This is a genomic window from Salinivibrio sp. SS2 (assembly GCF_001722075.1).
GTDB classification, from domain to species: domain Bacteria; phylum Pseudomonadota; class Gammaproteobacteria; order Enterobacterales; family Vibrionaceae; genus Salinivibrio; species Salinivibrio proteolyticus.
Map to the genome: position 1 here is coordinate 1 of NZ_MEBP01000062.1, position 11400 is coordinate 11400.

Sequence of the window (11400 nt, forward strand, 5' to 3'; positions counted from 1 at the left end):
GTTGTTTTATGTGGCAGATCTGAGACCGGTTTTGAGGCGTTGATGATCTGATCGCCGCTAGAGTGATAAGTTCAATGATTTAGGAAACAACGCCTACTGAAATGCTCAAGCCCGCGCTGAAAAGTGCGGGCTTTTTGGTATTAGGCGCACTCAAAACAAATCACGGATAAGCTACACTCAAGCGGTAATCTGGTGCCAAGGAGAGTCAGACCTATGCTAAACGCTCCAAACGCAAAGCTTCTCACTTTTGACCCAGCAGCGTTCTTGGACAACCAAGAAGCGGTGCAAACGGCCGATCCCGCATTTATCACCGACAAATTAGGTTTAAAATAATTTTTAATTAACACCTCCCCCTCCAGCCAGCGCATTAGATAAATAACGCTCAGTCAAATTTCATTAATTTTTCTAGATATTTCACCATTGGCTCAAATTCGTTTCTCAAAGCCTCTTTTTTATCAGGATCATTTTCGCTTAATAACAAACCATGAAGAATATTCCTCATCAAGTGATAAGATTTATTTGTATCCTCTAAAGCACTATAAATAAACCTTTTACTCGGATATTTAAATTTATCAACCAAATACCAAAAGGTTACCTTTCCTTTCTTTACATCAAGAATCGCTTTATTAATCATATGAAAGCACTGATCTGCACCTTTTTTAACAGGATGGACAACAAAAAGGCCAGTGCTATGACTTTGAATTTCGATCATTAAGGAGTCAAAAAATAAAGCATGCTTATCATTTACAGCTTGGTGCAAAGACAACTTACTATCGACACCACAGAAATCCAGGATTCTACTTAAACAGTCTTCCAACTGTTTTATTTTATCGTCTGGCTCATACATATTAAAAATAACTCTATTACTCTCTATATGAATCACATCTCCTACGCTAAGATTATGACTCGGATTAATATTTAAAAAAGCCTGAATAAGAGTAATATTAACACCGAACTTTCCGACACCTCCCTCATTAACACTCTCTTCTGCGTCTTTAACAAGCAACCTAATCTCTGATATCAGACTTTCATTAACCTTATTGCTGAAACTCTCTAATTTGCTACTAGGAAAAAAACGTTTGTACATTGCCGTCTTATTGTAAAAAGAGAATGAGGTCTCATTTTCTACGCTATTTAACAGGCTAAAGAACTCTTCTTTGTGAGTTTGATGTTTTTGAAACTCCCACAACTCATTTTGCTTTTTTCCTTGTAAAACAATAAAAATCAATGTTGCTGATGTTGAAATTGCAGCTAAAGCCGAGCTACTTGCAGCAAACAATGTTATCGATTTTTGCCATGCCAGATCATCAATGACACCTAGAAGCCCAACAAAAAAAATAAGCACAATTGGAAAAATAATAGCTAATGTAAAAAAAAGTAGTATTTTCATCTCTTTGATAGCTCGGAAACGTGATTTTAATATAGGAACACGAGAACATTAGTTAACTTGACAAATAATATATTTAAGATCAATGCAATAGGGCTATATGGATAATAAAAAAAGCGCTATTCGGCGCTTTTACTCAGTCCTTCCTATGCTGGCTCTCCACTTCTTCGGCGAGCATGCCGTAGATCACGATCAGGTTATAGCTGACCATGCCGAGGACTTGGCCGTTTTCGATCACGGGGGCGCGGCTGATGCCGAAGCGTTCGAATAAACGAGCGCAGTATTTCACATTCATATTGGGAGAGACGCTAAGCGCGGGTTTGGTCATAATTTCATAAACATTCACCCGTGATGGGGCGCGGTTTTTGGCGAGCACTTTTTTGGCAATGTCGTTCATTAACACAATGCCGAACTCGTCATGCTCATCGCGTTTATTGACGATAATCGCTTTCACTTCTTGTTCGCGTGCAATGCGGATCGCTTCTTCGACCGTGGTGAGCCCATCAATACACACGGCATGGGCATGCATCACATCTCTTACCGTTTTATGTTGTTTCATAACTCGTCCTTCACCACTTCAGTTAATTCTCGCATTTGGTGGGCCACGCCCACGGCATCTTCCACATCAATTTGCACCGCAATGCCACTGCCGGAGGTGGCATCAAACTCGCCCACGTCATTAATGGTTTCGAGTATGGCGCGTGATAAGTGCTCTTCCACCAGGAAGATGGCCACGTCTCGCTGCACATCCAGCGTCAGCCCTAAAAAGGTTTTCTTTTTCACCAAACCTTCGCCACGCGCGTTGTTAATGATGGTTGCGCCGGTGGCGCCGGCTTGTCTGGCGGCATCGAGCACCGCATCGGTTTTGGCATCTTCAATAAACGCCATGATTAATTTGAACCGCATAGGCTCTCCTTACGATGAACGCTGTGCGTGCTTTTTTTGTAAATAGGCTGTGATTTGGGCATAGCCCATCACGGTGATCATCGGAAACAAACTGGCAAACGCAATTAAGCCAAAACCATCAAGCATCGGGTTTCTTCCCGGTACGGTAGAGGCTAGCCCTAACCCCAGCGCCGTCACCAAGGGCACGGTGACGGTTGAGGTGGTCACCCCTCCAGAATCATAGGCCAAGGGCACGATAAACGGCGGGGCAAAATAGGTTTGGATCACCACCACCACATAGCCGGTGATGATGTAGTAATGGAGCGGGTCGCCCACCACAATGCGATAGCACCCCAAGGCAATCCCCATTGCCACGCCAAGCGCCACCGAGGCGCGCAACCCGTTCACTCGGATCGCCCCGCCCGAGACTTTGGCGGCTTTAATCGCCACTGCGATCAATGAGGGCTCGGCCACCGTGGTGCTAAAGCCAATCGCTGCGGCAAACAGATACACCCAGTAATAGGCTTGCCAATTAATCTCGCCGCCCGCTTTGAGTGCCGCGCCGACAAAATCGGGAGCGGTCAGCTGCTCGGCCATCGACGATCCCAGCGGGAATAGCGCCAACTCCAGCCCCATTAAAAACAGGCTCAAGCCCAAGATGACATAGAAAAAACCGAGAATGATCCGTTTGGGGTTATTGAGCGCTTTGCGTAGTACAAATAGCTGAAAACCAACAAGGATCGCAATAATGGGGATCACATCGCGCACGGTGGAGAAAAAGGTGTCGAGAAACAGGGTGAGTGGATTGTTCATGCCACCACCATGCCGTAGGCCATCACGAAGATCATCGGTGATAGCGAGGCGAATGCAATCAAACCAAAGCCATCCACCATCGGGTTACGCCCTTTGATCACGGTTGCCAACCCCACGCCGAGCGCGGTCACCAATGGCACTGTAATCGTGGAGGTGGTTACCCCACCCGAGTCATAGGCAATACCGATAATGCTGGGCGGTGCCACCATAGTCATCACCACCACTAGCAAGTAGCCGCCGATAATTAAGCGGTGGATCGGCCAACCTTTCATAATCCGCACTACGCCAAGCACAATCGCAAAGCCGACAGAAAGCGCCACGGTTAGCCGCAGGCCGTTGGCATAGCTGTCTTTGGCTGCCTCTGTGGTGTTTATCATCCCACCGTTAGCGGCGACATCTGCTGCTTCCGCCGCCACCGCGGTGAGTGCAGGTTCCGCAATCGTGGTGCCAAAGCCAAGTAGGAAGGCAAACGCAATTAACCACCCTAAACTGCCTTTGTGGGCCAGCGAATGCGCCATCGATTCGCCAATCGGGAACAGCCCCATGTCTAAGCCGTACACAAATAAGGTCAGCCCAACCACCACGAGCACTAGCCCAATGGTGATGGATAACCAATTGGGCAATGGCTGGTTAAGGACAACCACTTGAAAGAAACCAATCACTAAAATGATGGGTAAGAGATCGCGAAAACTGCCAAGTAGTGATTTGAACAACGCCTGCATGTGGGTGACATGACTCCCTGCGTAACGAACATCGACCTTGAAAAGGCATAGTGTTTATATGCCTATTTATGTTAGCACTCCCAATGTGCGGTGCGAGTGACAAAGCAGAAAACTGCGCGATCAAACCAATTTTCGCTGCCACACGTAACAGGATACAAAGCAACCACTTGCGCTTAGTGGAAAAGCCCCTTAGCGTTAACAGCAGAAATTTCGTCACCCTTTTAGGACTCTAGGCATGAATATTTTAATCACAGGTGGCACGGGCCTGATTGGCAAAGCCTTGGTCGCCAAGCTGCAGCCTCAACATCAACTCACCGTGCTCTCGCGCGACAAAGAAAAGGTGACAAAGGTATTCGGGGACTCGGTCGCCGCGATAGAGCGTCTTGACGACCTTCCCCACCTGAATGATTTTGATGCTGTGATTAACCTTGCCGGTGAGCCAATTGCCGATAAGCGTTGGAGCGAGCAGCAAAAAGGGATCATTTGTACCAGCCGTTGGGGGCTAACAGAAAAGCTGGTCGAGAAAATTCATGCCAGCAGCACGCCACCTCATACCTTTATTAGCGGCTCGGCAGTGGGGTACTACGGCGATCAGCAAGATCATCCATTCGATGAAACCTTGGTGGTTCATGCCGATGATTTTGCTCAGCACGTGTGTCATCAGTGGGAAAAAATTGCCTTAAAAGGCGCTTCACAACACACGCGGGTCTGCCTGCTGCGTACCGGTGTGGTGTTAAGCGCTGAAGGCGGCGCCCTAAAACGGATGATGTTGCCCTACCAACTTGGCCTTGGTGGCCCGATTGGTAAAGGCCAGCAATACATGCCGTGGATCCATATTGATGATATGGTCGCAGCGATCATACATTTGCTCGACTCGCCTGCACTGCAAGGGCCGTTTAACTGCACCGCGCCAGAGCCGGTCACCAATAAACGCTTTAGTCAGGCGCTAGCCAGTGCCTTAAAACGCCCGCACCTTTTCTTTGTGCCTACCGTGGCGATTAAGGCCATGATGGGGGAAGCCTCGCACTTGCTGCTCGATAGCCAGCGCGCCCTGCCCCATGCCCTTGAAGATTCAGGGTTTAAGTTCCAACACCCCAAAGTAGAAGAAGCGATGGCGTCACTGTTTTAAGCGCCCATTCGCTTTTCGCCTAAGCATGTTGCTGGTTAGATTTTTCGGGCGTTCTCCACAACAAAGCGGGTATCAAAAAAATTGATACCCGCTTTTTGCATATGAAAGGCGAAGCTTATCCGCCGCCCCGTATTAACGCCGCTGTGGATCAATCAGTTTGCGCAGCATTGAGGCGACCGTGACAAACACCAGCGCCACCGCCAACACCGGCAACACCGCCCAAAGCTCAGGGTGCAAGCGTACCTCCATTTCAAAGCCCCATTTCAGCAAACCAACCATCGCCGCTTCTGCGCCCAGCACCGCCATCAGGCCCGATACAAAGGCCATCACGCCATATTCGCTCCATAAGGTGCGCTGAATACGGGTGCGGCTCGCACCCAAGGTGCGATAGAGGTTTATCTCCTGCTGGCGTTCGCTCAGGCTGATACGCAGCAAGGTGAGCAGCAATAACAAGCCGCTGATCACCGCCAGCCCCGCTAACACCGAAAGCGACAAGCCAATTTGACGCAAAATCGATTGAATGCGGCTGCTCATGGTGCGTAAATCAAGCAGCGTAACGGTCGGGTACTCCCGTGCCAAGCGATTGAGCAAAGGCGTTTGCGATTCATCAAGCCTGAAGCTCACCAGCCAGTTAGCCGGTTTATCGGCAAGCGTCTCGCGGTCGAAAATAAAGTAGAAGTTAGGCCGCATATTGCGCCACTCGACTTCACGAATCGAGTTCACCGTGGCAGTAAAGTCTTGGCCGGTGACGCTAAAGATCAGGTTGTCGCCAATCTCAATCCCCAAGCGCTCGGCTATGTCTGCCTCCACCGACACGCCATTCTCGGTTGGCCAGTCTCCGGCAATCACCTCATTGTGCGACGGCAAACTGTCTCGCCAAGTGAAATTAAGCTCGCGACGTAGTGCTTCATCCACTTCATCGCGCTCAACTTCATCGGTTGGGATCTGGTAACGCTCACCGTTTTTGCCCACCAGCCGGCCACGCACTATGGGATAGGCATCAGATCGCATCAAGCTGGCGTCATCGAGTTTACCCACATAGCCTTGCTGCTCGCTCGGAGCAATATTCAGCGCAAACACATTGGGCGCATCGGGCGGCAGCATCCGTCCCCAATCAGCGAGCAAATCGGTACGCAGCAGCCAGATGATAGCCAACAGCATAAAGGAGATCGCCAGCGCCCCTAATTGCACGCTGCTAGCCAGTTTGTTGCGGGTAATTCGGCTAAGGGCTAATTTCACCGAAGGGGCACGCACCCGTGATTTCACCAACCGGAGCAAGCCTAACCCTGCCAGCGCCAGCAAGACGATCATCACTGCCATCGCCCCCAGCACCGTCCATAGCAAGGTGTTATCAAACGCCCACAGTGCAAGTGCTCCCACTGGTATCGCGATTAAGATCGCCGCAGTGCCGCGACGTTGACGCCCACGGGCAGCCTGAGATTGCACGGCAGCCAACGCAGGCGCATCCAGCAATTTAAGCAGCGGCACGCCCAAGGCAGGCAACGCCACCAAAAGCGCAACACCGGGCGCAAGCACCCAAGGCACCCAGCCATAGCTTGGCAGCGGTGAAGGCAGCACATCGGTCAGCGGCAAGCGCAATAACACTTCAAGTGTGTAACCGGCGGCCAAGCCTACGGCGGTGGCAAGGACAAACAATAAGGTTAACTGCCGAGCCAACCAGCGTCGCACCCATTGTTGGCTGGCGCCGAGGCTTTTTAGCATCGCCACCAAATCCGCGCGGCTTTTGGCGTAGTGCTGACAAGTTAAGGTTAACGTCGCCGCGGCCATCACAATCACCAGTACCACGGTTAATGACAAGTACTGACGGCTACGATCCAGCATATCCCCAGTGCGATCGGAGGTGTTTTCATCCACCCAGCGCTCACCATCTTGCAGCGTATAGCTGGCTTTAGCCGCGCTTAGGCTGGGCTCGTCACCGGTTAAAAAGTAGCGATAACGCACCCGACTGCCTTCGCGCACCACACCAGCGGCAGGCACATCGGCTCGATGCATCATCACCGCAGGCATTTGGCTAAAGGGGTTAAACGAAAGTTCCGGCTCTGCGGCCAAGGTACCGCTCACCGTTAAATCGAGGTTACCAATCGATACGGTGTCGCCCGCTTTCACATCCAGCAAGCTAAACACCCGCTCAGACAGCCATAGCTCACCGGGTTGAATGCGTCTGTCACCGCCAATGGCTTGACCGTTTTGCTCCAGCACCAAGTCACCGCGTAGCGGATAAAGGCTATCCACCGCTTTCACGCTCACAAGCTGCATCTTTTGCTCGCTGAATGCCATGGTGCCAAAGCGGGTTTGGGCAGATACTGTGGCGCCAGCTTGTTTAAACGCCTCAATTTGCTCGGTGTTAAGTGGCTGACGAGTACGCAGCACGGTATCGGCGGCAATCAGGTTACGCCCTTGCTGGGTGAGCACGTTTTCAATGCGATCGGCCAATGCTGATAGCGCAAACACACAGGTGATAATCAGTGCCAACGCCACCGCCACGGGCCAAATTTGCCCGTGTAACAGTTCGCGCCACGCCCAGCGATTGAGTAGTCCGTTGTTACTCGCCATTCACTCGCTCCTGTAGCTTGCCGCTGTCCATCATCAAGGTACGCTGACAACGCTTGGCCAGCGCCGGATCGTGAGTAACCAACACCAAGGTGGTGCCATGCTTTTCGTTCAGCTCAAACAATAAATCGATGATGGTCGCCGCGGTTTTTTGGTCGAGGTTGCCGGTCGGTTCATCGGCAAACAGCACTTGCGGGCGAATAATAAATGCACGTGCCAAGGCCACTCGTTGCTGCTCCCCGCCAGAGAGTTGCGACGGCAAATGGCTTTCGCGCCCTTGCAAGCCCACCGAGGCCAGCAGTTGCTTGGCGCGGGTTTCGTCTTCTTCCTCACCACGAATGGTCAGCGGCAGCATCACGTTCTCAAGCGCGTTCAGTGACGGCACCAGTAAAAAACTTTGGAACACAAACCCCACCGATTCGGCACGAAGCGCCGCACGCGCATCTTCATCCAAAGAGGAAAGCTTGTGGCCGAGCAGATCGACCTCGCCTTCACTGGGCGTATCTAGTCCTGCAAGCAAGGTCATTAAGGTGGATTTTCCTGCGCCGGACACGCCCATCAATGCAATCGACTCGCCTGCCTCGATTTGTAGCGAGACATCCTGCAGAATGGTAAGCGGCTGTTCGCGTGTCACGACATGTTTTGCAATTTTTTCGGCTCGAATAACAGGAGAGGCCATGTTACGCATCCTTACTTTGTTGTGTTTTTTGTGGGTGAGCAGTGCCAGTGCACAAACGCTCCTTGTCCTTGGTGACAGCTTAAGCGCTGGCTACCAAATGGCGGCTGAACAAGCCTGGCCTGCTAAGCTGCCGCGCGCGCTCAACGACCATGATGTCGAGGTTGAGGTGATCAACGCCAGCATTTCCGGCGACACCACCGCCAATGGCCTGCAGCGTCTGCCGCAATTATTAGAACGCCACCAGCCCGAATGGGTGCTGATTGAACTCGGCGGCAACGATGGCCTACGCGGTTGGCCATTTAATCGTATACGAGACAACCTTGAGCAATTGATCACCCAAACTCGCGCGGCCGATGCCACGCCTTTATTGGTACAAATCCAAATTCCGCCAAATTATGGCCAGCGCTATGCACAAGGATTTGCTGATATTTATCCTACACTGGCAGAGCAAACACAAACCCCCTTGCTGCCCTTTTTTATGGAGACTGTGATCCAAAAGCCTGAATGGATGCGTGATGATGGCATTCACCCGATGCCGGAAGCACAACCTTGGATTGCCGATTTTATGGCAGAAAAACTCGCGCCGTATTTGTCTGATGCGCCAAAATCATGAGTGAGGATGTCATGGAAACGGCTTCGCCATTAAACAACGCCATTTTAATCACCGGCTGCTCCACCGGCATCGGCTATGCCTGCGCCAAAGCTTTGCATGAGCAAGGGCACACGGTGATCGCTAGTTGCCGAAAGCCTGACGATGTCAGCCGTTTACAGCAAGAAGGCTTAACCTGTATTCAGTTGGATGTGTCAGACACGACTAGCATCAACCAAGCGGTCGACACCATCGAGCAAATGACAGGCGGCAAACTCTTTGCACTGTTTAATAACGGCGCTTACGGCCAACCCGGCGCGCTGGAAGATTTGCCCACCGATGCCTTACGCGCTCAGTTTGAGACCAATGTGTTTGGCTGGCACCATTTAACCCAAGCCTTGTTGCCGATGCTGCTTAATTATGGCGAGGGACGCATTGTGCAAAATAGCTCGGTGCTGGGCATAGTGGCATTGAAATACCGCGGCGCGTATAACGCCAGCAAATTTGCCCTCGAAGGCTGGACCGATACCCTGCGCTTAGAGCTTAGCGACACGCCGATTAAGGTAAGCTTGATTGAGCCTGGCCCGATTGAAACCGCGTTTCGTGCCAATGCGCTCAGCGCCTTTAAACACTGGGTCGACCCTAATAAAAGTCGCCACCAGCACGCATATCAAAGCCAAATCGACCGTCTTGCTGCAGACGAAGGCGGCAACAGATATACTCTGCCCGCCGACGCGCTCGTTGCACCACTGACGCATGCACTGTTCTCGCCTCGACCCAAGGTGCGTTATCGCGTCACTCAACCGACAGTGTGGATGGCGATCCTCAAACGGCTCCTTCCCAGCCGTTGGCTCGATCGTGTCTTGCTCAAAGGCAGTTAATGCAATGGGAAGGTGATCGCAAAAAAAACGTGTTTCATGTCGCAATTGTCACATCAATGTCATAGATCGCGATTAATCTAGCTTGCATGAGTGGAAGCGGCCACTTGCTGACACGCTTTCCTTCATTGGCAGCCAAGCTGCCAAGCCAATAACACCGACAATAATAAACAACAGGAGCCGGCTGATGACCTTGCATCAATTGAACTGGCTCTGCTTGAGCGTCGCTTTGTGCGTGGTGCTCGTGTTGTAACCCGCACTCGTCATCTTTGATGGACTCGCTTGCAGACCGACGAAATAGGCCACCCTTGGGTGGCTTTTTCGTATCTCAGCTGCTTGAATTTCGACGCATTTGCCCCCACCCTTATTGCAAACACACTTCGTCGGGATCCATGATGCACGCAAACTATATCGTTGAATTAACCGAACATAATTTTCAGCAAATTCTTGAGTCTTCTTCACGCACGCCGGTGCTGGTGTATTTTTGGGCCAACATGATGCCCGAAAGCGTTGAGCTGAAAACGGTTGTCGAGCAGGTGGCTCACGATAGCCACGGCACCTTTACGCTCGCCACGATCGACTGTGAAGCGCAGCAGCTGATTGCCGCCCAGTTTGGCGTCCGCGCACTGCCAACGCTGGCGCTGTTTAAAGATGGTCAACCGGTGGATGGCCTTGCGGGTCCGCAAAATGAAGAGACGGTGCGCGAAATGCTGAATAAGCACCTGCCAAGTCCAGAAGACCAAGCGTTTGACCAAGCGCGTCAATTGATGGCGGAAGGCAATTACACCGATGCCTTGGTGATCTTAAAACCCCTTGAAAGCAGCCACGGTGAGAAGGGAGACTTTAAACTGGCGCTGGCCGAATGTCTGGTCGAGACCCAGCAGTTTGATGCAGCGCAAGCCGTGCTCGATACGGTGTTGATGCAAGATCAAGACGCGACCTACAAAGGGCTGATAGCGAAAATTGAATTGCACAATCAAGCGGCTGACGCGCCAGAGATCCGTAACTTGCAAGATGCACTGGCCGAGAACCCAGATAATGCAGATATCGCCTATGAGCTTGCGGTGCAATTCAACCAAATCAATCGCAGCGAAGACGCACTTGAGCTGCTGATGAACATTCTCCGTCGCGATATGAATCACGCCGATGGAGAGGCGAAGAAAACCTTGATGGATATTCTGGCCGCATTAGGTCAAGGCAACGAAATTGCCTCACGTTATCGCCGTCAACTTTACTCGCTACTGTACTAATTTTTTACCCATGCTTGGCAGCTATTTCGCCGACGCTTTGCAGCACTGACTTTCGGTAAGACCAATGCTGCCTAGCTCACTGTCTCCGCGCAGGGCTTCGATGATCGGGCACTGCGCGTCACCATTACCGGGACACGCTTGGGTAAGCGCTTGAAGGGTGGTTTTCATCGCCGCCAGCTCGGCGATTTTTTCATCGATCTCTACCAATTTAGTCTCGGCGCGTGCTTTCACATCCGCACTGCGTAACGACGGATCGCGCGATAATGCCAACAAATCCGCACTTTCCTCCAAGGTAAACCCCACCAATCGCGCCCGACGGATCATTTGCAACTCACTCACGTGCTGGGCGCGATAATCACGATACCCATTGTCGGCGCGGTGTGGCGGCGTGATCAGCCCTTTCTGTTCATAAAAACGAATGGTTTTAGTGGTTAAACCGGTTTTTTCGGCGACTTGCTGAATTTTCATTCTCGCTCCTTGACCTTCCAGTAGCTATA

12 protein-coding genes are annotated in these 11400 nt (G+C 51.3%); 4 read left to right on the forward strand and 8 right to left on the reverse strand.

All coding sequences use genetic code 11. The annotated features are described in order from the left end of the window. Positions 1–382: 382 nt before the first annotated feature. The 5 genes from BGK46_RS04360 to BGK46_RS04380 all read right to left on the reverse strand — a co-directional run bounded on the left by BGK46_RS04360 (position 383) and on the right by BGK46_RS04380 (position 3807). Entirely contained in the window at positions 383–1390 is a 1008-nt protein-coding gene (locus tag BGK46_RS04360) for a hypothetical protein (RefSeq protein WP_069587354.1), read from the reverse strand. Positions 1391–1523: 133 nt separating this feature from the next. Continuing rightward, positions 1524–1946 carry a CBS domain-containing protein gene (locus tag BGK46_RS04365; protein ID WP_025674526.1) on the reverse strand — a complete coding sequence of 141 codons (423 nt, stop codon included), beginning with the start codon at positions 1944–1946 and terminating at the stop codon, positions 1524–1526. Further along, positions 1943–2293: a P-II family nitrogen regulator gene (locus tag BGK46_RS04370; RefSeq protein ID WP_069587355.1), complete on the reverse strand. Its 351-nt coding sequence runs from the start codon at positions 2291–2293 to the stop codon at positions 1943–1945. The genes BGK46_RS04365 and BGK46_RS04370 overlap by 4 nt, the downstream gene beginning before the upstream one ends. A 9-nt stretch (positions 2294–2302) precedes the next feature. After that, the gene (locus tag BGK46_RS04375; protein WP_069587356.1) at positions 2303–3085 is read right to left on the reverse strand and encodes a DUF1538 domain-containing protein; all 783 of its coding nucleotides are present in this window, start codon (positions 3083–3085) and stop codon (positions 2303–2305) included. Then, positions 3082–3807: a DUF1538 domain-containing protein gene (locus BGK46_RS04380; RefSeq protein WP_069587357.1), complete on the reverse strand. Its 726-nt coding sequence runs from the start codon at positions 3805–3807 to the stop codon at positions 3082–3084. Before BGK46_RS04380 ends, BGK46_RS04375 begins: the two co-directional genes overlap by 4 nt. A gap of 235 nt (positions 3808–4042) precedes the next feature. Between BGK46_RS04380 and BGK46_RS04385 the strand changes: the two genes are divergently transcribed. Next, positions 4043–4936, forward strand: a complete 894-nt coding sequence (locus BGK46_RS04385; RefSeq protein ID WP_069587358.1) for a TIGR01777 family oxidoreductase — start codon at positions 4043–4045, stop codon at positions 4934–4936. 132 nt (positions 4937–5068) lie between these two features. On the opposite strand, the gene BGK46_RS04390 is transcribed toward BGK46_RS04385, so the two are convergent. Then, positions 5069–7510 carry an ABC transporter permease gene (locus tag BGK46_RS04390; RefSeq protein ID WP_069587359.1) on the reverse strand — a complete coding sequence of 814 codons (2442 nt, stop codon included), beginning with the start codon at positions 7508–7510 and terminating at the stop codon, positions 5069–5071. Next, positions 7500–8186, reverse strand: coding sequence for an ABC transporter ATP-binding protein (locus tag BGK46_RS04395; RefSeq protein ID WP_069587360.1), 687 nt, complete (start codon positions 8184–8186; stop codon positions 7500–7502). The genes BGK46_RS04390 and BGK46_RS04395 overlap by 11 nt, the downstream gene beginning before the upstream one ends. Here BGK46_RS04395 and tesA point away from each other — a divergent pair. From tesA to BGK46_RS04410, 3 genes are all read left to right on the forward strand, one after another. Then, entirely contained in the window at positions 8185–8799 is a 615-nt protein-coding gene (tesA, locus tag BGK46_RS04400; RefSeq protein WP_069587361.1) for a multifunctional acyl-CoA thioesterase I/protease I/lysophospholipase L1, read from the forward strand. The two genes, BGK46_RS04395 and tesA, sit on opposite strands and share 2 nt — an antisense overlap. A gap of 11 nt (positions 8800–8810) precedes the next feature. Continuing rightward, positions 8811–9656, forward strand: coding sequence for an SDR family oxidoreductase (locus BGK46_RS04405; protein ID WP_069587362.1), 846 nt, complete (start codon positions 8811–8813; stop codon positions 9654–9656). Positions 9657–10048: 392 nt separating this feature from the next. After that, positions 10049–10903 (forward strand): co-chaperone YbbN, encoded by an 855-nt coding sequence (locus tag BGK46_RS04410; protein ID WP_069587363.1) that lies wholly within the window; start codon positions 10049–10051, stop codon positions 10901–10903. 21 nt (positions 10904–10924) lie between these two features. Here the strand turns inward: BGK46_RS04410 and cueR are convergent, their stop codons facing one another. Further along, a complete protein-coding gene (gene cueR / locus BGK46_RS04415; RefSeq protein ID WP_069587364.1) occupies positions 10925–11371 on the reverse strand; it encodes a Cu(I)-responsive transcriptional regulator in 447 nt (148 codons plus the stop codon). Positions 11372–11400 lie beyond the last annotated feature (29 nt).

Bases quoted from the DNA above. Each gene is read 5' to 3' on its own strand.
- BGK46_RS04360 (WP_069587354.1), bottom strand. From the start codon at position 1,390: ATGAAAATACTACTTTTTTTTACATTAGCTATTATTTTTCCAATTGTG.
- BGK46_RS04365 (WP_025674526.1), bottom strand. From the start codon at position 1,946: ATGAAACAACATAAAACGGTAAGAGATGTGATGCATGCCCATGCCGTG.
- BGK46_RS04370 (WP_069587355.1), bottom strand. From the start codon at position 2,293: ATGCGGTTCAAATTAATCATGGCGTTTATTGAAGATGCCAAAACCGAT.
- BGK46_RS04375 (WP_069587356.1), bottom strand. From the start codon at position 3,085: ATGAACAATCCACTCACCCTGTTTCTCGACACCTTTTTCTCCACCGTG.
- BGK46_RS04380 (WP_069587357.1), bottom strand. From the start codon at position 3,807: ATGCAGGCGTTGTTCAAATCACTACTTGGCAGTTTTCGCGATCTCTTA.
- BGK46_RS04385 (WP_069587358.1), top strand. From the start codon at position 4,043: ATGAATATTTTAATCACAGGTGGCACGGGCCTGATTGGCAAAGCCTTG.
- BGK46_RS04390 (WP_069587359.1), bottom strand. From the start codon at position 7,510: ATGGCGAGTAACAACGGACTACTCAATCGCTGGGCGTGGCGCGAACTG.
- tesA (WP_069587361.1), top strand. From the start codon at position 8,185: ATGTTACGCATCCTTACTTTGTTGTGTTTTTTGTGGGTGAGCAGTGCC.
- BGK46_RS04395 (WP_069587360.1), bottom strand. From the start codon at position 8,186: ATGGCCTCTCCTGTTATTCGAGCCGAAAAAATTGCAAAACATGTCGTG.
- BGK46_RS04405 (WP_069587362.1), top strand. From the start codon at position 8,811: ATGGAAACGGCTTCGCCATTAAACAACGCCATTTTAATCACCGGCTGC.
- BGK46_RS04410 (WP_069587363.1), top strand. From the start codon at position 10,049: ATGCACGCAAACTATATCGTTGAATTAACCGAACATAATTTTCAGCAA.
- cueR (WP_069587364.1), bottom strand. From the start codon at position 11,371: ATGAAAATTCAGCAAGTCGCCGAAAAAACCGGTTTAACCACTAAAACC.